Genomic DNA, 23,775 nt, shown 5'->3' on the forward strand with positions numbered 1-23,775 from the left:
GGGCCGAGGAGGGGCCGCTACGAGCCCGTGCGGCCGTCGAGCAGTTCGCGCAGGATGTCGAGATGGCCGTTGTGCCGGGCGGTCTCCTCGATCAGGTGCAGCAGGATCCACCTGAGGTCGAAGTGCCGGTCGTCCCGGCCCGCGCGCTTCGCCGTGTCGTCCAGGCTGTGCCCGGCGACCAGTTCCCGGTAGCGGGCGCTCTGCTCCGCGTACTCCGTGAGGAGCTGCGCGAGCGGCACGTCGACGGCCATGCTCATCTCGCGGTCGGGTTCCTCGTCCGTCCACGGGCCCTGGTCGTCCTCCCCGAGGAACACCACCTGGAACCAGTAGTACTCGACCCACCGCAGATGGCTGATCAGTCCGCACAGGGTCATGAGCGGGGAGCCGGGCAGCGGGGCCCGGCGGGCGTTCTCCGGGGAGACGTCCTCGCACTTGGCCCGCGCCGTGTCACGGGCGTAGTCGAGGAAGGTGGTCAGCTGTGAGCGCTCGTCCCAGGCGGGAGGCGTGTCGGTTCGCGTCATCGGGGTGAAGCATCCCCGCCCGCCCGGCCGCTGTCGACCGAATATGGGCACGGCGGCGGGGACTTGGCCGCGCCCGCCCGCCGGGACAGACTGCCGGGATGATCCTCCACCTGCGCGGCACCGTGCTGCCCGACGGCGAACCGCGCGACCTCTGGCTGCTCGGGGACCGCGTCACCTTCGTCCGCCCCGCCGGCGCCGCCGACGTCGTCACCGTCGCCGACGGCGGCTTCCTGCTGCCGGGACTCGTCGACGTGCACACCCACCCGGGCTCGGGGGACGACGCCGGTGACCTCTCCTTCGACCCCGTCCTCTTCGCCGAGCACATCGCCGCGCACCGCGAGGCGGGCACGACGGCGCTGCGCTTCCCCGGACTGCTGGGCGAGGTGCCCGCGGCCTTGCGCGAGGCCCCCGACGCGCCCCGGATGATCACCGCGGGCCGCTGGCTGGCCTGGGCCGGGCTCTCCAGGACCGCCGCGTTCCACACGGTCACGGACGACCTCGTCGCGTCGGCGGTCGCGGAGGCCAGGGCCCACGACGGCTGGTGCAAGCTCATGGGCGACTGGGACTTCGAGGCCGCCCCGGTCCCGTACGAGCTGCTGCGGGCGGTCGTCGAAGGCGTGCACGCGGCGGGCGGCCGGGTCGCCGTGCACTGCCAGTCCGCCGAGGGCGTGCTCGGCGCGGCCCGCGCGGGCGTCGACTCCGTCGAGCACGGGATGGGCATGCCGCAGGAGTGCGTCGCGCTCATGGCGGCGCACGGCACGGCCTACGTGCCGACCCTCACCGCCTTCGCCGGGAGCGCGCCGCTGCGCACCGGCGGCACCGCCCGGGACCGGCTCTGGCGCGAGGGGCACCGCACGATGGTGCGCCGGGTCCGGGAGGCGTACGACGCGGGGGTCACCGTCCTCGCCGGGACGGACTCGGCGCCGTTCGGCAACGTCGCCACCGAGGTGGAGCACCTGATCGCCGCCGGGCTGCCGGCGCACTCGGCGGTCGGCGCCGCGAGCTGGACCGCGCGCGCCTTCCTCGGGCTGAGCGGCCTGACCGAGGGCGGCCTCGCGGACGTCACCGTGTACGACGCGGACCCGCGGCTGGACCCCGGCACGCTGCGCCGGCCCCGACGCGTCGTGCTGCGCGGACGCGTTGTCCGCTGAGGGAGCCGTGCGGGACCGGCTTCCCCGGGCCCCGAGACGCCGGTTCCCGGCACCGCGAGGCGGGGCCGGGAACCGGTCGGGTGGGACGGGGTGCGGGATCAGACGGCGTGCACGACGTCCTTCTCCTCGGCGAAGTGGCACGCCGACTCGTGCGCCGCCGGGGTGTCCACGCCCTTGAAGAGCTCGGGCACCGCCAGCAGCGGCTCCTCCTGGGCGCACTTCGCCTGCGCCTTCCAGCAGCGGGTGCGGAAGCGGCAGCCCGACGGCGGGTTCGCCGGCGAGGGCACGTCGCCGCTCAGGATGATCCGGTCCCGGTGCTCGCGCGCCTCCGGGTCCGGCACCGGCACGGCCGACAGCAGCGCCTGCGTGTACGGGTGCGTCGGGTGGTCGTAGATCTGCTCGTCCGTGCCGATCTCCGCCATCCGGCCGAGGTACATCACGCCGACGCGGTCGGAGATGTGCCGCACGATCGACAGGTCGTGCGCGATGAAGAGGTACGACAGGTTGAACTCGTCCTGCAGCCGCTCCATCAGGTTGATGACCTGCGCCTGCACCGACACGTCCAGCGCCGACACCGGCTCGTCGCAGATGATGATCTCGGGGTTGAGCGCAAGGCCGCGGGCGATGCCGATGCGCTGGCGCTGACCGCCCGAGAACTGGTGCGGATAGCGGTTGATGTACTCGGGGTTGAGCCCGACCACGTCCAGCAGTTCCTGGACCCGGCGCCGCCGGTCGCCCTTCGGTGCCACCTCGGGGTGGATGTCGAAGGGCTCACCGATGATGTCGCCCACCGTCATACGCGGGTTGAGCGAGGTGTACGGGTCCTGGAAGACCATCTGGATGTTGCGCCGCACGGCCTTCAGCGCGCGCCCGGACAGCTTGGTGATGTCCTGGCCCTTGTAGAAGACCTCGCCCGCGGTGGCCCGCTCCAGGGTCATCAGGAGCTTGGCCACGGTGGACTTGCCGCAGCCGGACTCGCCCACGATGCCCAGGGTCTCGCCCTGGTACAGGTCGAAGGAGATGCCGTCGACGGCCTTGACCGCGCCGATCTGCTTCTTGAAGAGGATGCCCTGGGTGAGCGGGAAGTGCTTCACCAGGTTGCGCACCTGGAGGATCGGCTCGCCCCGCTCGACGGGCGCCTCGATGGCGGCGACCGCCTCCGTCTCGGAGTGGGCGTCCACGATCTCGACGTCGGAGACGTTCGGCGTGGCGTCCTGCGGCTCGTGGTTCTTGCTGAGCTCAGCCATGGAGCGTCTCCTTCCAGAAGTGGCACGCGGAGGCCCGGCCGGGCAGTTCGCCGCCGTCGAGCTCGGTGACCGGGAAGAGGGCCGGCTCGTCCGTGCGGCAGATGTCCTGCGCCTTGGGGCAGCGCGGGTTGAAGGCACAACCCGTCGGGATCCGCAGCAGGTTCGGCGGCAGACCCTTGATCGCGTACAGCTCCTGGCCCTTCTGGTCCAGGCGCGGGATCGAGTCGAGCAGACCCCGCGTGTAGGGGTGCGCGGGCCGCTTGTACAGCTCGTGCACCGGGGCGCGCTCGACGATCCGGCCCGCGTACATGACGGCGATCTTGTCCGCGACGTCGGCGACCACGCCGAGGTCGTGGGTGATCAGGATCAGCCCCATGTTGTACTCGCGCTGGAGCTCCGCGAGCAGGTCCATGACCTGGGCCTGGACGGTCACGTCGAGAGCCGTGGTGGGCTCGTCGGCGATGATCAGGTCCGGCTCCAGGGCCAGCGCCATGGCGATCATGATGCGCTGGCGCATACCGCCGGAGAACTGGTGCGGGTAGTCGTTCACCCGGGCCGCGGAGGCCGGGATCTTCACCCGGTCCATCAGCTCGATCGCCTTGGCCTTGGCGTCCTTCTTGGACAGGCCCTGGTGGACGCGGAACATCTCGCCGAGCTGGTACCCCACGCTGAGCACGGGGTTGAGCGAGCTGAGCGCGTCCTGGAAGATCATGGCGATCTTCTGGCCGCGGATCCGGCGGCGCTCCTCGCCGGACATCTTGAGCATGTCCTGGCCGCGGAACAGGATCTCGCCCTGCGGGATCCTGGCCGGCGGCATGTCGAGGATGCCCATGACGGCCTGCGCCGTCACCGACTTGCCGGAGCCCGACTCACCGAGGACGGCGAGCGTCTCACCGGCGGACACGCTGTAGTTGACGCCGTTGACGGCCTTGACGGTGCCCTCGCGGGTGTGAAACTCGACGTGCAGGTCCCGCACTTCGAGCAGGGGCCCGTCGTCGGTGCCGCGCGGCGAGGGCACGGTTGCTTCTTCGATGATGGTCACGTACGCCTCCCTCAGCGCATCTTCGGGTCGAGGGCGTTGCGTACGGCCTCACCGAGCATGATGAAAGCCAGCACCGTGATGCTGAGCAGGATCGACGGGTAGAGCATGATCCACTGGGCGACGCGGATCTGGTTGCCGCCGCCGGAGATGTCGTTGCCCCACGAGACGCCGTCGAGGCCGAGGCCCAGGAAGGACAGCGTCGCCTCGGCGGAGATGTAGACACCGAGCGAGATGGTGGCGACGACGATCACGGGTGCGAGGGTGTTCGGCAGGATGTGCCGGAACATGATCCTCGGAGTGCTCGCGCCGAGCGCCTTGGCCGCCTGCACGTAGTCGGCCTGCTTGGTGGTGATGACCGCGCCGCGCATCACGCGGGCGACCTGCGTCCAGCCGAAGAAGCCCAGCGCCCCGATGACGACCCAGGTCGTCCGGTTCGTGAAGGAGTTCAGGATGACCATGGTGCCGAGCAGGAACGGGATGCCGAAGAAGACGTCCGTCACCCGGGACATGAACGAGTCGATCAGACCGCCGAAGTAGCCGGAGATCATGCCGACCAGGCCGCCGAGGAGCGTGACGACGACGGTGGTGCCGAAGCCGACGGCTATGGAGGCGCGGGCGCCGTAGATGGCGCGGGCGTAGACGCTGCGGCCCTGCTGGTCGTAGCCGAGCCAGTCCGGCGAACCGACGTCGCTCAGCCGCGGCTTCTGCAGGTAGTGCTTGGACAGGTCGCCGAGGATCGGGTCCTCGCTGGTGAACCACCCGGGGAAGAAGGTGATGAGCAGCAGGACCAGGATCAGCACGCTGGAGATGATGAAGATCCAGCTGCGCCGCAGGTCGGCCCAGGCGTCGCCCCACAGGCTGCGGGTCTTTTCCGGCTTGGCCTCGGCGGCGTGCGGCGTCATGGAGGGCGTGCCGCCCACCGGGTCGATCGCGCCGGTCTTGACGTCGGTCTTGGTCACGTCAGGCATAGCGAATCCTCGGGTCAAGGACCGCGTAGAGCAGGTCGACGAGCAGGTTGGCGAGCAGGTACACGAGGACGAGGATCGTCACCAGGCCCACGAGGGTCGTGCCCTCACGGCGCACGATGGACTCGTAGATCGTGCCGCCCACGCCGTGGATGTTGAACAGGCCCTCGGTGACGACCGCGCCGCCCATCAGCGCACCGATGTCGGTGCCCAGGTAGGTGACCACGGGGATCAGCGAGTTGCGCATGAGGTGGACGCCCACCACTCGGCGCCGGGGCAGGCCCTTGGCGACGGCGGTGCGGATGTAGTCGGCGCGCACGTTCTCGGCGACGGAGGTCCGGGTCAGACGGGTCACGTACGCCAGTGACGCGGCGGCCAGCACAATGGCCGGCATCAGCAACTCGTTGTAGTTCGTCGCGTCGTTGACGTTCGGCTTGAGCCAGCCGAGGTTGAACGCGAAGACGGCCTTGAGGATGAACCCGAGGACGAAGACCGGGACCGAGATCAGCAGCAGCGAGACCAGCAGGGCCACGTTGTCGGTGATCCGCCCGGCGCGCAGGCCTGCCGCGACGCCGAGGGTGATTCCCGCGATGACCTCGATCACGAAGGCCAGCGAGGCCAGTCGGAGGGTCACCGGGAAGGCATCGCCGAGGACGTCCGTGACCGGACGGCCGGAGGCGATCTGCGTGCCGAAGTCGGCGTGCAGAAGGATGCCCTTCATGTAGTGGTAGTACTGCAGAAAGATGTTCTGATCCAGGCCGTACTCATGACGCAGCGCGGCGATCACCTGCGGGCTGCCGCCCTTGTCGCCGAAGAGCCCTCGCACGGGATCGCCGGGCAGGGCGTAGACCATGAGGAAGATCAGCAGGGTTGTCCCGAAGAACACCGGGATCATCTGGAGCAGTCGTCGTGCGACGTAGCGCCCCATCGTGCCTCCATGTCGGTTACAGCGGCAGCCGACGGGCCCTTTCCTCGCGCACCCGTGACTGATGCGTGTGGAAAGGGCCCCCCAGCCGCTGCCGCATGCCGGGCACGGCGCACGAGACGGCGCCGTACCCGGTTCGCGGACTGATTGCGGTTACTTCTTGACCTGAACGCCGGTCAGGATCGGGTCGCCGTCCTGGGCGTACTCGACGCCGGTGACCTTGTCCGAGTAGCCCGCGTTGACCTTGTAGTACCAGAGCGGAATGCTCGGCATGTACTCCGGGAGCTGCTTCTCGATCTCCTGGTACTTCTTCTCCGAGTCCTCGAGCGACGAGGCGCTGTCAGCGGCAGCGATCTCCTCGTCGATCTTCTTGTTGGAGAAGCCGCTCTGGTTGCCGTCCGACTTGGAGCCGAAGAGGTCCCGGATGAAGTTGGCGTTCATCGGGAAGTCCAGCACCCAGCCACTGCGGTACATGGACTTGACCTCCTGCCCGTCACGGGCGTTGAGGTCGGCCTGGAAGTCGGCCTTGGAGTCGCCCACGCACTTGACGCCCGTGGCCTTGGTGATGGAGTTGCAGACCGCCTCCACCCACTCCTTGTGACCGCCGTCCGCGTTGTACTGGATGGAGATCTTGTTGCCCGGGACGCCGCCACCCTCCTTGATGAGGGACTTGGCCTTGGCGGCGTCGTACTTGAAGACGTCGCCGCCGGCGTTCGGCTCGTAGCCGAGGACGCCCTTGGCGACCCAGCCGGTGGCCGGCTCACGGGTGCCCTGGAGCACGGTCTTCGTGATGGTGTCGCGGTCGATCGCCATCGACAGGCCCTGCAGGACCTTGGGGTCGATGTCCTTCCACTGCTTGGTGTAGAAGGCCGGGGCGATGGTCTGGATCGCGGAGTAGGCCTTGTCCACGGCACGGTCGCCGAGGTCCGTCTTGTAGACGGGCAGGTCCTTGGGCGCGATCTGACGCAGGACGTCGACGTTGCCGGACTTCAGGTCCTCGTAGGCCGTCTCGAGGTTGGTGTAGTTCTTGAAGACCACACCGCCGTTCTTGGCCTTGTCGGGACCCTGGTAGTCCGCGTACTTGGCAACTTCGATCTGCTTCTTGTGCTGCCAGCTGACGAACTTGTAGGGGCCGTTGCCGACCGGCTTCTCGCCCGCGGCCTTCGGGTCCTTGAAGAAGGACTCCGGGAGCGGCGAGAAGGTCTCGTAGCCGAGCTTGTACACGTAGTACGGGATCGGCTTCGAGAGCGTGATGGTGAAGGTGCTGTCGTCGACGACCTTCAGGCCGGACATGCTGTCGGCCTTCGGGGAGCCCTTGGCCGGGGCGACGTCGTCGTAGCCCTTGATGTCCGAGAACCAGAAGCTGTTGGTCTGCTTGTTCTTGATGTTCGCAGACCAGTTCCAGGACTTCACGTAGGAGTCCGCGGTCACCGGGGTGCCGTCGTGGAACTTCCAGCCGGCCTTCAGCTTGACCGTGTAGGTCTTGTTGTCCTTGGTGTCCACCGACTCGGCGTTCACCATGACGATGTTGCCCTTCTCGTCGTAATCGACGAGCTGAGAGAACAGGGCATTGATGACGATGCTGCCGTTGGACTCCATGGTGTTGGCAGGCTGCAGCGGGTTCTGCGGCTCGCCCACCTCGACCGAGAACTTACCGTTCGGGTCGACCGCGGCCTTGTTTTCCTTGCCGCTGTCACCATCGCTACCACCACAGGCGGTCGCGCCCAGCGCCACAACCGCGGCTATCGCGACCCACTTGGCGCTCTTGGCACCGCGCATGGGTTCCTCCTCATGAGTCCATTGGTTCACCGCAAAAGGGAGCACCGGTCACACCACCGACACGTTGGACGGACAAGGTGTTCGTGCTCCCCCGCGCTCGTGAGGTCGGCGCCGGCTGCAGCGCGTGACCCGTTGACCGAGCTCTACGCGCCTAACTATCTGCCATGGGCCAGGAGCCGACCACACTCCCAAGGTCTCGGTTCGATCACACCTGCCGCCTACTTCTTCCAAAATCCGGACAAAGGGTTTGCTGAAAGATCCCTGCGAAACGGACTTGTTACACATCTATCGGTGGCAGGTGTCCGTATTCCGGACGCATGGGCTCGAAAAACCGGTTGCGGCTAACCTGGCCGCTGTGCGTGGGGGGCCATCGGCGTGCCCGCACGCCGCGATCGGCGGTGACCCTGTGCCCGTCACGCGGCCAACGCGCCTGTACGGCCGGGCCGTTCGGTGAACGGGCGATCACGTCCGCGGGAGCGAGCGGCGCCTGATGTGCGCCGTCCGCCCGGACGAGATGCATGTGGTCTGCAGGGTAGTGCGAAGCGGCCGCCTTCAGGGCTTTCTCGCCCACAATGAAGGGTTTTCCCTATCCCTTCTCCAGCCCCCCTCCGTCCCGGCTCGGCTCCCCCAGGTCCCCGCGTCCACCGCGGTCCCGGCTGCGCGGCCGGCACGGCGTGACGTTGCCCACGGCGCCGGGGGCCTCCCGCAACGGCATCGGGCACCCCGCCGAGGCGGGGTGCCCGAGATCTGCTGCCGGGGGCCGGATCAGCCGTGCTTGGCCCGGCTCGCCGAACGGGCGCGCTCACGCGCGTCCAGGTTCACCTTGCGGATGCGGACGGCCTCCGGGGTCACCTCGACGCACTCGTCGTCGCGGCAGAACTCCAGGGACTGCTCCAGGGAGAGCTTGCGCGGCGGGACGATCGCCTCGAAGGAGTCGGCGGCGGCCGAGCGCATGTTGGTGAGCTTCTTCTCCTTGGTGATGTTGACGTCCATGTCGTCGGCGCGGGAGTTCTCGCCGACGATCATGCCCTCGTACACCTCGGTGCCGGGCTCCACGAAGAGGACACCGCGCTCCTGGAGGTTCGTCATCGCGAACGCGGTGACGGCGCCGGAGCGGTCGGCGACCAGCGAACCGTTGTTACGGGTCGTCAGCGGGCCGAACCACGGCTCGTGGCCCTCGTGGATCGAGTGCGCGATGCCCGTGCCGCGCGTACCGGTCAGGAACTCGGTACGGAAGCCGATGAGGCCGCGGGAGGGGACGACGAACTCCAGGCGGACCCAGCCGGACCCGTGGTTCGACATGTTGTCCATCCGGCCCTTGCGGACGCCCATGAGCTGCGTGACCGCGCCCATGTGCTCCTCGGGGACGTCGATCGTCATGCGCTCGACGGGCTCGTGCACCTTGCCGTCGATGACCTGGGTGACCACCTGCGGCTTGCCGATCGTCAGCTCGAAGCCCTCACGGCGCATCTGCTCGACGAGGATCGCCAGCGCCAGCTCACCGCGGCCCTGGACCTCCCAGGCGTCGGGGCGCTCGGTGTCGAGCACGCGCAGCGAGACGTTACCGATCAGCTCGCGGTCCAGACGGTCCTTGACCTGGCGGGCGGTGACCTTGCGGTCCTTGACCGCGGCCTTGTTGTCCGCGCCCTTGCCGGTGGCGCCACGGCCGACCAGCGGCGAGGTGTTCGTGCCGATGGTCATCGAGATGGCCGGCTCGTCGACCGTGATGAGCGGCAGCGCGATCGGGTTCTCGGGGTCGGCGAGGGTCTCGCCGATCATGATGTCCGGGATACCGGCGACGGCGCAGATGTCACCGGGGCCGGCCTTCTCCGCGGGCTTGCGGGTGAGCGCCTCGGTCATCAGCAGCTCGGTGATGCGCACGTTGGACATCGTGCCGTCGCGCTTGATCCACGTGACGGTCTGGCCCTTGCGCAGCTCGCCCTGCTCGACGCGGAGCAGCGCGATACGGCCGAGGAAGTTGTCGGCGTCCAGGTTCGTGACGTGGGCCTGGAGGGGGGCCTCCTCGTCGTACTGCGGAGCCGGGACGTGCGAGAGGATCGTGGAGAAGAAGGGCTCCAGGCTGTCGCTGTCCGCCGGGACGGTGCCGTCCTCCGGCTTGGTCAGCGAGGCGACGCCGTCACGCGCGCAGGCGTAGACGATCGGGAACTCGATCTGCTCCTCGTCCGCGTCCAGGTCCAGGAACAGGTCGTACGTCTCGTTGACGACCTCGTCGATCCGGGAGTCGGGACGGTCCGTCTTGTTGATGCAGAGGATGACGGGCATCCGGGCCTGCAGGGCCTTGCGAAGCACGAAGCGCGTCTGCGGCAGCGGGCCCTCGGAGGCGTCGACCAGCAGCACGACCGCGTCGACCATCGACAGGCCGCGCTCGACCTCACCGCCGAAGTCGGCGTGGCCGGGGGTGTCGATGATGTTGATGGTGATGACGTCGCCGCCATCCTTCGGGTGGTACTTGACCGCCGTGTTCTTGGCCAGGATCGTGATGCCCTTCTCACGCTCCAGGTCGTTCGAGTCCATCATGCGGTCGTCGAGCGACTCGGCGGCGTGCGCGGCGAAGGCACCGGCCTGCTTGAGCATGGCGTCGACCAGAGTGGTCTTGCCGTGGTCGACGTGGGCGACGATGGCGACGTTGCGGATGTCGTGACGCGTTGCAGTCACAGCCATATTGAGGCGCTTCTCCCGGGGTGAGTGGACGGCCTCCGCTGCGCGGGGCCTGCCGGGCTGAACACGCCACGGCCTTACCCCATGGTACGTGGCCCTGACGGAGGAGGCCTCCGCAGGGCCACGGGGGCCCGGCCCGCGCGACGCCCGGCGCCGCCCGGAATCAGCCCTTCGACGGGCCGGCCTGGGGCTTCGCGCCCTTCTTCAGGAACCCCATGTCCTCGTAGACCGGCGTCTGGAAACCGAACGCCCCGGCGTTGGCCAGGTTCACGCGGGCGGCCGTCAGCTGCGGGCGCTGATAGAGAGGAATCGATCCTGCGGCAGCCCAGATACGGGCGTCCGCCTTGCGCACCAGGGCACGCGACTCACCCTCGTCGAGCTCCGCGATGGCCTGGTCGAAGAGCTGGTCGACCTGGTCGGTGCCGACCCGCGTGTAGTTCTGCTCGACGTTGAGCGAACCGTCGGCGGCCGGGACCGGCTTGGCGTAGATGGGCCGGGCGTCGGTGGCCGGGAAGGCGGAGGCGGGCCACGAGTAGAGCGCCAGGTCGTACTGGCCCGACGCGATGTGGTCCTTGAAGTAGCTGTCGTCGGAGACCTTGGAGATCTCCGTGCCGATGCCGACGCGGTCCAGCATCCGGGCGATCCGCTCGCCGACGGCACGCAGCGACTCCGAGCCGGGACCGGAGGGCAGCACGAAGCGCAGGGTCAGTGGCTTGCCGTCCTTGGCCAGCGCGCCGGCCGCGGCGCCCGCCGGGGCGGCCGTCCCCTTGGGCGCGTACGCCCCCGGTGCACCGCCCTGCTTGCCGTGCTCGCGCAGGTACCGGCCGTCCAGACGCCGTGCGGCCTGGTCGTCCGCGTTCCGCCGCTTGTCCATGCCGTGCTTCTTCGCGTGGCTCCCGGCATCCTTCTTCTGCTCCCGGTCGGCCTCGGACAGCACGCCCCGCGGCTTGTCGTCCCTGCCGACGATGTACGTGCCGTCGTCGCCGGAGCCCGCCTCGTCCTCGGGCTTCTTCACCTCGGACCCGGCCGCCTTCTCCGGCTTGCGCTGCTCCTTCACCGGGCCGCCGGGCACCCAGCCCGCGTCGGCGAGCAGCGCCCGGGCCTCCGCGGTGTCCTGGCCGCCGAGGGTGCCGCTGTTGTCGGCGTAGGCGAGCTGACCGGAGAGCGCGAGGTGGCTGCCGACCGGGACGGCGGGCAGGCCGAGCGGCTTGAGGACCACCCGGGCGAGCTCCTCGCGGTCGAGGGCGCGGGCCACGGCACGCCGGACGCGCTCGTCGGCGAGCGGGCCGTCGGAGCCGTTGAGGGCGAGCTGGGTGAACGAGGGTTCGAGCGACTTGCGGACCTCGAACCCGCGCAGGGCCGCCTGCCGTCCGGCGTACTTGGCGACCGCCTTGCGCTGCTTCTTGCGGGCGAGGACCTCCTCGTGGGCGGCCTCCTCGTCCGAGCCGTGGGCGACGGCCCAGGAGCGCAGCGCCTTGGCGGGGGTCACCGCGGCGGCCGGGCCCTGATGCGGGGGGCTGCCGGGGGCGGCGGCCCGGGTGATCCGCCCGGCCTCCTCGGGGTCGATCTCGGCGAGGTCGACCTTCTCGGAGTTCAGGGCGGCGGCGCGCTGGTCGCGCGGCACGGCGCGCAGCACCAGCTCGGAGAGCTTGGTGGGGCGGCCCCACCAGCGCGGGTTGCGGGTGAGGGTGACGTCGCCGTCCTCGCGGTCGATCTTCCCCAGCGCGAAGGGGCCGGCGGTCACCTTCAGCTTGCGGCGGGCGCCGTCGTTGAAGGTGTCGGGGGTCCCCATGACGTCCTTGGGGTACAGCGGGGAGAAGAGCGACTTCCAGTCGGCGTAGGGGCGGCTGAAGGTCACGCGGACCTCCAGGTTGTTGGCGCCGCGCTCGATCTTCTGGATGCGGTCGTAGCCCGCGTTGCGGGCCGTCCAGTACGCGGTGTCCTTGCCGGACAGGGCCCGCCACTGGGCGGTGAAGTCGGCGGCGCCGATCTCGCGGCCGTTGCTCCAGACCGCCTGCTGGTTGAGCTTGTAGAGGACGACCTGCTTGGGCTCGCGCTCGACGATCTTGGCCGACTCCAGGAAGTCGGCGTTCCGTGCGGGGCGGCCCATGGCGTCGGTCCGGTACATGGAGGGCAGGACGGCGCCCGCGATCCGTGAGGTCGCCGCGTCGGCGTCCGCCTGGAAGGTGTTCAGCGTCTCGGGCAGGGCGTCCACCGCCCAGCGCAGGGTGCCGCCGTCGGCCACCCGGTCACGGGACGCGGGCGCGATGTCCTGCCCGGCGACGGGCTTGCCCGCCTGGTCCTCCGCGCTGCACGCGGCCAGGGCGGGCACCGCGAGTGCGCCCGCGGTGAGAAACGCGACCGAGCGCATGACCGCGCGCAGTCCGATGCCGTCGTGGGACATCACTGCAACCTCCGGGTCTCGCCGCGCTGACGCTCCGCCAGGAGGACAGTGCGGATTCTGATCACGTTTGGCGGTATATGGAGCTGATCAGATCTATGCGGCCCACTGAAGGGGAGCGGGGCGGCGTCGGGGCCGCGACACGGCGGTGAGGGGGCCGAAGCCCACCCGTGCGGCGCAATACCCCTGCGGGGGCGGCCCCCGTGGAGGGCGGCCAGTGCGCTGTTCGCCGTCGGTTTCGGGGGCGTGGGGCGCCGTCGGTCCGGTGGGGGCGCATTCGGTCCGGTGGGTGGGGGCGCATTCCGTCCGGTGGGTGGGGGCGCATTCCGTCCGGTGGGTGGGCGCATTCCGTCCGGTGGGTGGGGCGGGGCCGTGCCGGTACATCCGGCCGTCGGTAGTTGGTGTCGGCCCCCGTCACCAGCGTTCCTCGGTTGCGTACGTCCCCGTCTCGACGGCCATTTGATGTACCGGCACGGCCCCTCCGGTGCGATGGCGACTGCGGGCCGTGGGGCCGAGCTGCGGGGCAGGCGGGTGCGGTGGCGACTTGCGGTCCGTGGGCGGCTGAGCTGCGGGCAGGCGTGGGCGGGTGCGATGGCGGCTTGTGGTTCGTGGGTGGGCGGGCGTGGTGCTGGGGGTGGTGTCTTGGGCGTGCGCGGGGCGCGTTTGTGGGGTGTGCGCCGGGAATCCGTGCAGATCTCTTCACAGGGGCTCGTGTGACGCGCGACACTCGCAGGCGCATGAACGTTGCCGCCTTGGGCCGCAGAGCCCGTGGAAGTGAGGGCAAGTCATGTCCGTGCACGACGACTTGACGTCAGTCCAGCGCTGCTTAGACGACCTCTCCAGGTCGGTGGGGCGACTGGAACAGCAGATAGGCGCGGGGCTGGAGATGCGCCGCGTGCGCACCGACACCGATCACCTGCGCGAGAGCGTCGCCCTGCTCCGGGAGGCCGCCCCGGCGCTGGCCGCACCCCGGCGACCCGACCTGCTGTCGATCCCCGACACCCCGTACGACAGCTCCCTGTGGACCGATTCGGACGACGAGGGACTCGGCGCCCGCGACCGGCACGCCCCCTGACCCCGACCGGAGCGACAGTTGACCACTGGTACGGAACCCCATCAGGACAGCGGCGGCGTACGGACACCCACGCGTGCCGCCATCGCCGCCCCGCATCTGCGGACCGACCGCTGGTGGCTGGCGCCCGCCGTCACCGCGGCCGGGCTGCTGGCCTTCATCGTCTACTCGACCTGGCGGGCCTTCGCGGACACCGACTACTACTCCGCCCCGTACGTGTCGCCGTTCTACTCGCCCTGTCTGGCCGAGCGGTGCCAGACCATGCACTCCGGACCGAACGCGGACGTCTTCGGGAGCTGGTGGGCGCTCTCGCCCGCCATCATCATCCTGATCTTCCCGCTCGGCTTCCGGCTGACCTGCTACTACTACCGCAAGGCCTACTACCGTGGCTTCTGGGCGAGCCCGCCGGCCTGCGCGGTGGCCGAGCCGCACAAGAAGTACACCGGTGAGACCCGCTTCCCGCTGGTCCTGCAGAACATCCACCGGTACTTCTTCTACGCGGCGATCGTCGTCGCCGGGATCCTCACGTACGACACCGTGCTCGCCTTCCGCGACGAGGACTACGCCTGGGGTCACATGGGCCTCGGCAGCCTGGTCTTCCTCGTGAACATCGTGCTGATCTGGGCGTACACCCTGTCGTGCCACTCGTGCCGGCACATCGTCGGCGGCAAGCTCAAGCACTTCTCCCGGCACCCCGTGCGCTACCGGATGTGGCAGTGGGTCGGCAAGCTGAACGCCCGTCACATGGCGCTGGCCTGGGCCTCGTTGGTGAGTGTCGCGCTCGCCGACTTCTACGTGTACCTGGTCGCGTCCGGCGCCTTCGACGATCCGAGGTTTTTCTGATGTCCGTAGTGGACCGGCAGGAGTGGGACGTCGTGGTGGTCGGCGCCGGCGGCGCCGGGCTCAGGGCCGCCATCGAGGCCCGGGAACGCGGCGCCCGCACGGCCGTGATCTGCAAGTCGCTGTTCGGCAAGGCGCACACGGTGATGGCCGAGGGCGGCATCGCGGCCGCCATGGGCAACGTGAACTCCGGCGACAACTGGCAGGTGCACTTCCGAGACACGATGCGCGGCGGCAAGTTCCTCAACCAGTGGCGGATGGCCGAACTGCACGCGCAGGAGGCCCCGGACCGGGTGTGGGAGCTGGAGACGTGGGGCGCCCTCTTCGACCGCACGGGCGACGGGCGGATCTCGCAGCGCAACTTCGGCGGGCACGAGTACCCGCGCCTCGCGCACGTCGGCGACCGGACCGGCCTCGAACTGATCCGCACGCTTCAGCAGAAGATCGTCTCCCTCCAGCAGGAGGACCACCGGGAGACGGGCGACTACGAGTCCCGCCTGAAGGTCTATCAGGAGTGCACCGTCACAAGGATTCTGAAGGACGGGGACCGGGTGTCGGGCGCCTTCTGCTACGAGCGCGAGTCCGGCCGGTTCTTCGTCCTCGAAGCGCCCTCCGTCGTCATCGCGACCGGCGGCATCGGCAAGTCCTTCAAGGTGACGTCGAACTCGTGGGAGTACACCGGCGACGGGCACGCGCTCGCGCTCCTGGCCGGGGCACCCCTGCTGAACATGGAGTTCGTCCAGTTCCACCCGACGGGCATGGTCTGGCCGCCGTCGGTGAAGGGCATCCTCGTGACGGAGTCGGTGCGCGGCGACGGCGGCGTGCTGCGCAACTCCGAGGGCAAGCGCTTCATGTTCGACTACATCCCCGACGTCTTCAAGGAGAAGTACGCCCAGTCCGAGGAGGAGGGCGACCGCTGGTACGAGGACCCGGACCACAACCGCCGGCCCCCCGAGCTGCTGCCCCGCGACGAGGTGGCGCGGGCCATCAACGCGGAGGTCAAGGCGGGCCGCGGCTCCCCGCACGGCGGGGTGTTCCTGGACGTCTCCACGCGCATGCCCGCCGAGGTCATCCGGCGCCGACTGCCCTCCATGTACCACCAGTTCAAGGAGCTGGCCGACGTCGACATCACCGCCGAGGCGATGGAGGTCGGCCCGACCTGTCACTACGTGATGGGCGGCATCGCCGTCGAGTCGGACACGGCGGCGGCCCGCGGGGTACCGGGGCTGTACGCGGCCGGTGAGGTCGCCGGCGGCATGCACGGCTCCAACCGGCTGGGCGGCAACTCCCTCTCCGACCTGCTGGTCTTCGGGCGCCGGGCGGGCCTGCACGCGGCGGAGCACGCCGCCGCGCTCGCCGGCGACCGTCCCGCCGTGGAGGACCTGCAGATCGACGCGGCCGCCGCCGAGGCGCTGCGGCCCTTCTCCGCGGAGGGCCCCGAGCCGGGGCCGGAGAACGGACGCCCGCCGGAGAACCCGTACACCCTCCACCAGGAGCTCCAGCAGACGATGAACGACCTCGTCGGCATCATCCGCCGCGAGGCGGAGATGGAGACCGCGCTGGAGAAACTCGCCGACCTGCGGGTACGCGCGCGGCGCGCCGGAGTCGAGGGCCACCGGCAGTTCAACCCCGGCTGGCACCTCGCCCTGGACCTGCGCAACATGCTCCTCGTCAGCGAGTGCGTGGCACGGGCCGCGCTGGAGCGGACGGAGTCGCGCGGCGGCCACACGCGTGAGGACCACCCGGCGATGGACCGCGCGTGGCGCCGCGTGAACCTGCTGTGCCGGCTCACCGACCCGACCGGCGGGCTGGCGGCCACGGACCCGGTACGCGGCCAGATCGACCTCGTCCGGACCACCACCGAGCCCATCCGCCCCGACCTGCTCGCCCTCTTCGAGAAGGAGGAGCTGGTCAAGTACCTCGCCGAAGAGGAGCTGTACGAGTGAGCAGCTATCAGGCCCGCTTCAAGGTGTGGCGCGGCGACGTCGGCGGCGGTGACCTCCAGGACTTCACGGTCGAGGTCAACGACGGCGAGGTCGTCCTCGACATCGTCCACCGCCTCCAGGCGACGCAGGCCCCCGACCTCGCCGTGCGCTGGAACTGCAAGGCGGGCAAGTGCGGTTCGTGCTCGGCGGAGATCAACGGACGGCCGCGGCTGATGTGCATGACGCGGATGTCCGTGTTCACCCGCGAGGAGACGATCACCGTCACGCCCCTGCGCGCGTTCCCCGTCGTGCGCGACCTGGTGACGGACGTCGGCTTCAACTACACGAAGGCGCGCGAGGTGCCCGCGTTCGTGCCTCCCGCGGGGCTAGGCCCCGGCGAGTACCGGATGCAGCAGCAGGACGTGGACCGCTCGCAGGAGTTCCGCAAGTGCATCGAGTGCTTCCTGTGCCAGGACACCTGCCATGTCGTGCGCGACCACGAGGAGAACAAACCGGCGTTCGCCGGACCGCGCTTCCTGATGCGCGTCGCCGAACTGGACATGCACCCCCTGGACGCCGCCGAGGACAGCGGCCTGGACCGCAAGCGCAGCGCCCAGGACGACCACGGCCTCGGCTACTGCAACATCACCAAGTGCTGCACGGAGGTCTGCCCCGAGAACATCAAGATCACGAACAACGCCCTGATCCCCCTGAAGGAACGCGCGGCGGACCGCAAGTACGACCCGCTGGTGTGGCTCGGCTCCAAGATCGGCAGGCGGCGGAGCTGAACGTCCGGGCCGCCCGCCGTCATCCGACCCAGCCCTCCCGGTACGCCGTCCAGTCCTCCTCGCGGGCCGCGAAGTCCACGTAGAGGGCCACACCGAAGCGGGCGCGGGTGCGGTCCGTGCGGGAGAGGCCGAGGCGGGTGCCCCGGACGGCCGCCGCGACCGTCTCCGCGTTCTCGTGGTGGCTCATGTCGTCCTCGTGGAAGAAGGGCAGTCCCATCAGCAGGTCCGTGGACTCGGGGGTGACCTCCAGGGCGAGCGAGGTCTGCTGGGCGACGTAGCCGCCGAACAGGCTCTCCAGCGGCAGCGCGGTGTCGTACGTCATGACGGCGATCTGGTCGACCCGGCGCGCGACCTGCCCGAAGAACGCCTGCGACCACCACTTGGGGTGGCCCGTGAGGGTGCCCCGGACGGAGTTGGCCGCCGGGAGCGGGTCGATCTGGTGGGCGGCGACGGACAGCGGCACGCCCCGCGCGCGGGTGACCCGGTGCAGGTCGTCGAGGAGCGCGAGGTAGTTCCGGTCGCCCGAGTGCAGGGGCTCCAGGTCGAAGTGGGCCCCGTCGAAGCCGGCGGTGAGGATCTGCCGGGTGGAGCGCACCACGGCGTCCCTGGTCGCCGCGCGCTCCAGCCGCATCCCGTGCGGCCCCTCGCTCGCGAGCGCGTCGCCCAGCCAGGCCTGGACGCGTACCCCGGGCAGTTCCCGGTGCACGGCCTCGATGAGCCAACGCGCCCTCGGGTAGGCCGACTCGGGCAGCGTCCCGTCGTGCTCCAGCGGCCCGGCGTGCACGTACAGGTCCCGTATGCCGGTGGCGCGCAGCCGTCTCGCCAGCACCTCGACGTCCGCGTCCCGCTTCCGCCCGTCGACCCAGGCGTGCCCGAGCCACAGGGCGTCCCGGTTCCGGGTCTGGGTGCCGGCGGCCGGGTCTCCGGCGTAGTTGACGCGCAGGGCGACACCGGCCGCGAGGGGCGGGAGCAGCAGGACGAGCGCGAGGACGAGGGCGATGCGCTTGGGCCGTCGCAGCGACGGCCGCCGCCACACGTCCCACGCCCGCCTGGCCCACCCGGCCCGGGACCGCGCCCCGTCCCCACCGCCACTTCCGGGCTCCCCACCCGCGCCGGCCGCCGGGCCCGGCTCCCCTGGGCCTCCCGGCTCACCGGTCTCGTCCGTCCCGACGGACGCCTGCGGCTGAGCGGGCGCCTGCGGGTGGGTGAGGGGCTCCTGCTCTTCGGGCGCCTGGGGCTGGGCTGGTGCCTGCGGGTGCGTGGGCGGCACCGGCTCCGCACGCTCATCCGGCCCCTCGGGCGCCTGCGGCCGGGTGGGGGTCTCCTGCCCTTCGGGCGCCTGCGTGGGCGTGGGTGGCAGCGGCTCCTCGGGCGGTTGTGACTGGCCGAGCGACACCGGCTCCTCGTGCCGCTCCGACTGCTCGGGGCGCTCCGGCTCCTCCGGCGGCTTCGTTCTCGCAGAGGTCTCCGAGCGGTCCGGCTGTTCCAAGTCCCCCGGTATGTGCGGCTGTTGCGGCTCCCAGTTCCGCCCCGGCATTCCTCGCCCCGTGTCCATCCCCCACGCCCCTCCGTCGCTCCCCCGAACCCTGCGTACCTTAGGCCTCGCCCCGTGACGGCGGCCCGCTCGCGTCCTCGCACAGGGGGCCATACGCTCCCAAAGGTGACGACACTGACGAGCCGGAGCCGGGCACGGGCGGCGTACGCCGTCGCCGGGGGGCTGTTGGCGTTGGGCTGGCTGTCGGCGCCGGTCGCGGAGGGAAGCACCGGCGCCCCGGCGGCGGGCGCGACCGCACCCGCGGACCCCGCTCCGGTCGCCGCGGGCCCGCGCGCCGACGAGGACGGCGTCTCCACCGCCGACCTCGTGCTGCCCGTCGTCACGGTGGCCGTCGCGGGGGCGCTGGCCTCGTACGGGTATCTGCGGCGCATACGGCGCGCCCGTACACGTACGACTCCCGGCAGCGCCGCCCGCTCACACCGGGCCGACCCGTCCGACCGTGCCGATCCGCCGGGGCCGGCGGGGTGAGCGTCAGAACAGGCTGAGCAGCGCCTCCGCCGGATCCGCGAGGCCCGTCTCCCCGTCGGGGAGCGGCAGTTCGAACCAGACCGTCTTGCCGCGGGGTGTGCGCCGGGACCCCCAGGCCGCGGAGAGCAGCCCGACGAGCTGGAGCCCGCGCCCGCCCTCGTCGGTGTCCCGCGCCCGGCGCCGGCGCGGCTGGACGAGCCCCGCGTCCCAGACCTCGCACACCAGCGTCCGGTCGAGCAGCAGCCGCAGTCTGATCTCGCCCTCGCCGTACCGCAGGGCGTTCGTCACCAGCTCGCTGACCAGCAGTTCCGCCGTGTCGACAAGGGGTTCCAGGTCCCAGGAGAGCAACTGGCCGCGCGCGTACTCACGGGCGCGGCCCACGCTGCGCGGCTCACGCGGCAGCGTCCAGTCACCGACGGACTCGGCGGGCAGGCCCTGGACACGTGCCATCAGCAACGCGATGTCGTCCTCGCCGTGGTGCGTGTCGAGGGTGCTGAGGACGTGGTCGCAGACGTCCTCCAGGGGCCGGGTGGGGTCGGTCAGCGCTCCGACGAAGGCCTGGAGCCCCTCGTCCAGCGGATGGTCGCGCGACTCGACCAGTCCATCCGTGTAGAGCGCGAGCAGAGCGCCTTCCGGGAGTTCCACCTCGACCTCCTCGAACGGCTCGCCGCCGACCCCGAGGGGCATGCCCGGCGGCACGTCGAGCATCAGCGCGCTCTCGCCGGGCTCGACCAGCACCGGGGGCAGGTGGCCCGCGTTGGCGAAGGTGCACCGCCGGGTGACGGAGTCGTAGACCGCGTACACGCAGGTGGCGAGGTAGACCTCGGAGAGGTCGGCGTCACGGGGCTGGCGGGCCGTGCGGGTGGCCTGCTGGACTCCGCCGGGGGTGCCGAGCCCGCGGGCGATCTCGTCCAACGCCGAGAGCACCTCGGCGGGTTCGAGGTCCAGCAGGGCCAGGGTGCGGACGGCGGTGCGCAGTTCACCCATGGCGACGGCGGCGCGCAGACCGCGGCCCATCACGTCGCCGACGACAAGTGCCGTGCGGTGGCCGGGTAGTTCGATGACGTCGAACCAGTCGCCGCCGACCTCGGTGGCCGCGTTGCCCGGGAGGTAGCGGCAGGCGATGTCCAGGCCGGATGCCTCGGGGTCGCCGGGCGGCAGCAGGGACCGTTGCAGCATCAGCGCCCGCTCGTGCTCGCGGCGGTACAGCCGGGCGTTGTCGATGCAGACGGCCGCCCGCGCGGCCAGTTCCACCGCCAGGGCGCGGTCGCGTTCGCCGAACGGCTCGCTGCCCTTCGTACGGGAGAACTGGGCCAGGCCGACGACGGTGTCGTGGGCGACCATCGGGACGGCCAGCGTGGACTGTATGAGGCCGCCTTCCTCGGCGGGGATGTGCTGCGGCCGTGCGGTGCGCAGGGCGTCCGCGCAGGAGGAGTTGAAGGAGTAGTGGTGGACGGCGCCGACGGCGACGGGCGCGGGCCCGCCGGCGAAGGGCGCGTCGGAGACGGCACTGGAGAAGGCGACCCGGCGCAGCTCGGCGCTGCCGTCGGCGAGGCCCGGCGGGGTCTCGTCGCCGGCCAGGAGCCCTTGGTAGAGGTCGACGGTCGCGAGGTCGCAGAAGCCGGGGACGACGACGTCGAGGAGCTCGCGGGCGGTGGTCTCCAGGTCGAGGGAGTTCCCTATCCGGGCGCCGGCCTCGTTCAGCAGGGCCAGGTTGCGCCGGGCGGCGGCGGCCTCGCGGGCGGCGGCGCGGCGGCGGGTGATGTCGGTTCCCAGCCAGGCGATGCCGATGGGGCGGCCGGTGCCGCTGTGCACGCGGTAGAGGTTGACCGACCAGTGCCGGCGCTCGTCGGAGTCGGGCAGTTGGCCCGTGACGTGCATGTCGGTGATGGAGTTGCCGGTCTCCAGGACGCGTCGCAGGGTCGCGGCGACGCGCTCGGCCTCCGAGCGCGGCAGGTAGTCGTGGACGGTCCGGCCGCGGTGGTCGTCGACGCTCCCACCGAACACCGAGGCGAAACGCTCGTTGGCCCGGCGGATCCGCAGGTCGCTGTCGATCAGCAGGAACCCGAAGGGAGATTGACCGAAAATCGCCTGAGAGGCGGCGAGGTCCGTCTCGATCCGGCGCAGGGTGCGCACGTCCACGACGATGCAGACGGCCGCCTGCTCGCCGTGCTCGGTCGTGGTCGGCATCACGTAGACCTCGGCGAGGCCCTCCGTGGCGCCGTCGGCCTCGGCGGGGGCCGGCAGCCGGAAGGGGACCACGCCGGTCCACTCGCGGCCGTCGAGGATCTCCGCCATCTTGCGGTGGCCGCGCTCACGCTGGTCGGAGGCGACGAACGCCTCGATCGGGTCCATGCCGACGGCGCGCTCGGCGGAGATCCCGAAGATCTGCTCGGCGCGCAGGCTCCACTGGTCGACGAGCCCGTCGGGGCCGATGGAGAACGACGCGACCTTGATGTAGTCGTAGATCGAGCCGGGCGGACTGCTCTGCCACATCGCGTCGCCCGCGCCCTCCGCGTCGCCCACCGCGTCTCCGGGCCCGCCGGGCGTGACCTCGCCCGCGGCGCGGTCCGACGGGTCCTCGGACTCCGTGGCCTTCGCTGGTATCTCGCTCACGCGAACCGTCCCCTCCAGCTCACCGCGTCCGGCACCGGTCACCGGGGGCGGCTGCCCGCAGTATCCAGCACTACGGCCCCGCACAACACGGTGTTCACGATCACAGCACGGTCCCGATGGTTTTTGGACCGGCCGCCACATACTTCCAGTCTTCTAACCAGGTGAGGCCCAGTCGAACCAGAGACGGACGTCGGCCTCCCTGGCCGGATCCGTGCGATTCCGCCGCACGCCGCCGCCCGGGGAACCGCGCGCACCGGCCGGGTGCCCGCGCACCGGTCCCCCATGCATGGGGTCCGCCCCGCACCTCTCAACCGGGGACCGCCAGCTCGAACCACACGGTCTTGCCCGCCTCACCTGGCCGCATGCCCCAGCGACGCGAGGACCCGGCCACCAGCTGGAGACCGCGCCCGCCCTCGTCGTCGGGGTGGGCCGACCGCTCCCGGGGCAGCTCGGGAAGGGGGTCGGAGACCTCGACGAGCAGCGCGTCCGGCATCGCGGCGGGGCGCAGCAGCCGTACCCCGATGGGGCCGGTGGCGTGCCGCAGCGAGTTGGTCACCAGCTCGCTGACCAGCAGGGCGGTGATGTCACCGAGGGAGTCGAGGCCCCAGGTGCGCAGCTGGCCGCGCACGAGGGCACGGGCGGTACGGACGGCGCCGGGCTCCGCGGGAAAGGTCCATTCGACGCATTCGCCTTCGGTGTGGAGCACGCCGATCACTTCCCAGGCCAGAAGCCCACCCATGTCCGGTTTCGTGGGGTTAATGGGCACATACCCGATATCCGTGACGCCTTACCGCGTTCGTCGGCGCACTGTGGCACGAACGGCGTACGGAAGGGCCGGACGGCGGGACCGGGTGCGCCGCGCACCTTCCCCGCCCTACGTGCCGTGCGCGCCGTACGCCCCGCACGCGCCCCTCAGGCCGAGGGGCTCCACCACGGGAGGACGGCGCGGACGGCGGGGACGTCCTGGTCGAGCCAGTCCACGTCGTCGATCTCGTCCGGCGTCAGCCAGCGCAGTGCGTCGTGGTCCTGGAGGGGCTTCGGCTCGGCCGAGTGGGGGAGCAGGCGGGCGGTCCACACGCGCATGACGAGCCCGGGCTTCAGGGGCCACTCCCCCGGGACCCGCTCGCCGGGCTCGGTGTCGACGCCCAGCTCCTCGCGCAGCTCGCGCACGAGGGCGGCTTCGGGAGCCTCGCCGGGCTCGACCTTGCCGCCGGGCAGTTCCCAGCGGCCGGCCAGTTCGGGAGGGGCACTGCGGCGAGCGGCGAGCAGACGCCCTTCGCCCAGCAGAGCGGCCGCGACGACCACGATCCGTTCGGTCATGCGCCGGAGCCTACGGGAGCGGCGGGAAGTCCCGTTCCGGGACGGCGGCGCGAGATCGGCGGGCGACTGCTCCGCTACGGCGGCACGGACCGGCGGGAGAGCGGCGGATCCTACGAAGACCGGGAGCGCGGGCACCGGGAGCACGGAACGCCGTGCGCACCTTCACCTTGAGGCAGCGTGGGTCACCGTGAGGGAGCGGGTCACCTCGCGCCGTTCTGGCCGATCCGCTCGACCCAGTAGAGCTGTTTGTGCCCGCGGGCGTCGAGGCTGTCCGCGATCTTCTGCGCCTCGGCGCGGGTCGCGTACCGGCCGACGCGGTAGCGATTGCCGTTGTCGTCCTGCCGTATGACGAGCCAGGGGAGAGTGATCGTGCCGTCGTTCATCGCGCCCCTCCACTTCCCGTCCCCGGCCTGCGCCGCGCCCCGCTCCATAAGGAAACCGCAATCCGCATATGCCCGAGCCTACGCCTAACCTTCACGGA

Annotated in this window: 19 protein-coding genes; 6 read left to right on the forward strand and 13 right to left on the reverse strand. The window is 70.8% G+C overall.

Features of this window, described 5'->3' with window-relative positions; translation table 11 throughout:
* Positions 1-17: 17 nt before the first annotated feature.
* On the reverse strand, positions 18-521 hold the full coding sequence (locus ACFYQQ_RS10825; protein ID WP_355795518.1) for a DinB family protein: 504 nt from the start codon (positions 519-521) through the stop codon (positions 18-20).
* 98 nt (positions 522-619) lie between these two features.
* Here ACFYQQ_RS10825 and ACFYQQ_RS10830 point away from each other — a divergent pair, with 98 nt between their 5' ends.
* The gene (locus ACFYQQ_RS10830; RefSeq protein WP_356238204.1) at positions 620-1,672 is read left to right on the forward strand and encodes an amidohydrolase family protein; all 1,053 of its coding nucleotides are present in this window, start codon (positions 620-622) and stop codon (positions 1,670-1,672) included.
* Positions 1,673-1,770: 98 nt separating this feature from the next.
* Here the strand turns inward: ACFYQQ_RS10830 and ACFYQQ_RS10835 are convergent, their stop codons facing one another.
* From ACFYQQ_RS10835 to ACFYQQ_RS10865, 7 genes are all read right to left on the reverse strand, one after another.
* Positions 1,771-2,919 (reverse strand): dipeptide ABC transporter ATP-binding protein, encoded by a 1,149-nt coding sequence (locus ACFYQQ_RS10835; protein WP_355781887.1) that lies wholly within the window; start codon positions 2,917-2,919, stop codon positions 1,771-1,773.
* Complete coding sequence (locus ACFYQQ_RS10840; RefSeq protein WP_355781890.1) at positions 2,912-3,961, reverse strand: ABC transporter ATP-binding protein; 1,050 nt, start codon at positions 3,959-3,961, stop codon at positions 2,912-2,914. The genes ACFYQQ_RS10835 and ACFYQQ_RS10840 overlap by 8 nt, the downstream gene beginning before the upstream one ends.
* An 11-nt stretch (positions 3,962-3,972) precedes the next feature.
* Positions 3,973-4,929 carry an ABC transporter permease gene (locus tag ACFYQQ_RS10845; RefSeq protein ID WP_355781893.1) on the reverse strand — a complete coding sequence of 319 codons (957 nt, stop codon included), beginning with the start codon at positions 4,927-4,929 and terminating at the stop codon, positions 3,973-3,975.
* Positions 4,922-5,854, reverse strand: coding sequence for an ABC transporter permease (locus tag ACFYQQ_RS10850; protein ID WP_355781897.1), 933 nt, complete (start codon positions 5,852-5,854; stop codon positions 4,922-4,924). Before ACFYQQ_RS10850 ends, ACFYQQ_RS10845 begins: the two co-directional genes overlap by 8 nt.
* A gap of 150 nt (positions 5,855-6,004) precedes the next feature.
* Entirely contained in the window at positions 6,005-7,630 is a 1,626-nt protein-coding gene (locus tag ACFYQQ_RS10855) for an ABC transporter substrate-binding protein (protein WP_355781900.1), read from the reverse strand.
* A gap of 765 nt (positions 7,631-8,395) precedes the next feature.
* Positions 8,396-10,312 carry a translational GTPase TypA gene (gene typA / locus ACFYQQ_RS10860; RefSeq protein ID WP_355781903.1) on the reverse strand — a complete coding sequence of 639 codons (1,917 nt, stop codon included), beginning with the start codon at positions 10,310-10,312 and terminating at the stop codon, positions 8,396-8,398.
* Between the two features lie 160 nt (positions 10,313-10,472).
* Entirely contained in the window at positions 10,473-12,713 is a 2,241-nt protein-coding gene (locus tag ACFYQQ_RS10865; RefSeq protein ID WP_355781906.1) for an ABC transporter family substrate-binding protein, read from the reverse strand.
* Positions 12,714-13,497: 784 nt separating this feature from the next.
* On the opposite strand from ACFYQQ_RS10865, the gene ACFYQQ_RS10870 reads away from it, so the two are divergent.
* The 4 genes from ACFYQQ_RS10870 to ACFYQQ_RS10885 are packed head-to-tail and all read left to right on the forward strand — an operon-like array spanning position 13,498 to position 17,335.
* A complete protein-coding gene (locus ACFYQQ_RS10870) occupies positions 13,498-13,785 on the forward strand; it encodes a hypothetical protein (protein WP_355789206.1) in 288 nt (95 codons plus the stop codon).
* Positions 13,786-13,803: 18 nt separating this feature from the next.
* Positions 13,804-14,625 carry a hypothetical protein gene (locus ACFYQQ_RS10875; protein WP_355789209.1) on the forward strand — a complete coding sequence of 274 codons (822 nt, stop codon included), beginning with the start codon at positions 13,804-13,806 and terminating at the stop codon, positions 14,623-14,625.
* Complete coding sequence (locus tag ACFYQQ_RS10880) at positions 14,625-16,568, forward strand: fumarate reductase/succinate dehydrogenase flavoprotein subunit (protein WP_355789212.1); 1,944 nt, start codon at positions 14,625-14,627, stop codon at positions 16,566-16,568. The genes ACFYQQ_RS10875 and ACFYQQ_RS10880 overlap by 1 nt, the downstream gene beginning before the upstream one ends.
* The gene (locus ACFYQQ_RS10885) at positions 16,565-17,335 is read left to right on the forward strand and encodes a succinate dehydrogenase/fumarate reductase iron-sulfur subunit (RefSeq protein WP_355789215.1); all 771 of its coding nucleotides are present in this window, start codon (positions 16,565-16,567) and stop codon (positions 17,333-17,335) included. Before ACFYQQ_RS10880 ends, ACFYQQ_RS10885 begins: the two co-directional genes overlap by 4 nt.
* Before the next feature lie 19 nt (positions 17,336-17,354).
* On the opposite strand, the gene ACFYQQ_RS10890 is transcribed toward ACFYQQ_RS10885, so the two are convergent.
* Positions 17,355-18,605, reverse strand: a complete 1,251-nt coding sequence (locus tag ACFYQQ_RS10890; RefSeq protein WP_388904399.1) for a hypothetical protein — start codon at positions 18,603-18,605, stop codon at positions 17,355-17,357.
* Between the two features lie 390 nt (positions 18,606-18,995).
* Between ACFYQQ_RS10890 and ACFYQQ_RS10895 the strand changes: the two genes are divergently transcribed.
* Positions 18,996-19,358, forward strand: a complete 363-nt coding sequence (locus tag ACFYQQ_RS10895) for a hypothetical protein (RefSeq protein ID WP_356171776.1) — start codon at positions 18,996-18,998, stop codon at positions 19,356-19,358.
* Positions 19,359-19,361: 3 nt separating this feature from the next.
* On the opposite strand, the gene ACFYQQ_RS10900 is transcribed toward ACFYQQ_RS10895, so the two are convergent.
* The 4 genes from ACFYQQ_RS10900 to ACFYQQ_RS10915 form a co-directional block, all read right to left on the reverse strand.
* Positions 19,362-21,974 carry a SpoIIE family protein phosphatase gene (locus tag ACFYQQ_RS10900; RefSeq protein ID WP_355787632.1) on the reverse strand — a complete coding sequence of 871 codons (2,613 nt, stop codon included), beginning with the start codon at positions 21,972-21,974 and terminating at the stop codon, positions 19,362-19,364.
* A 307-nt stretch (positions 21,975-22,281) separates the two neighbouring features.
* Positions 22,282-22,713: an ATP-binding protein gene (locus ACFYQQ_RS10905; protein ID WP_355787635.1), complete on the reverse strand. Its 432-nt coding sequence runs from the start codon at positions 22,711-22,713 to the stop codon at positions 22,282-22,284.
* A gap of 173 nt (positions 22,714-22,886) precedes the next feature.
* Complete coding sequence (locus tag ACFYQQ_RS10910) at positions 22,887-23,294, reverse strand: (deoxy)nucleoside triphosphate pyrophosphohydrolase (RefSeq protein WP_355787638.1); 408 nt, start codon at positions 23,292-23,294, stop codon at positions 22,887-22,889.
* Positions 23,295-23,494: 200 nt separating this feature from the next.
* Positions 23,495-23,677 (reverse strand): SPOR domain-containing protein, encoded by a 183-nt coding sequence (locus tag ACFYQQ_RS10915; protein WP_355787641.1) that lies wholly within the window; start codon positions 23,675-23,677, stop codon positions 23,495-23,497.
* Positions 23,678-23,775: the final 98 nt, after the last annotated feature.

This window comes from Streptomyces sp. NPDC005496 (assembly GCF_042872045.1).
Lineage (GTDB): Bacteria > Actinomycetota > Actinomycetes > Streptomycetales > Streptomycetaceae > Streptomyces.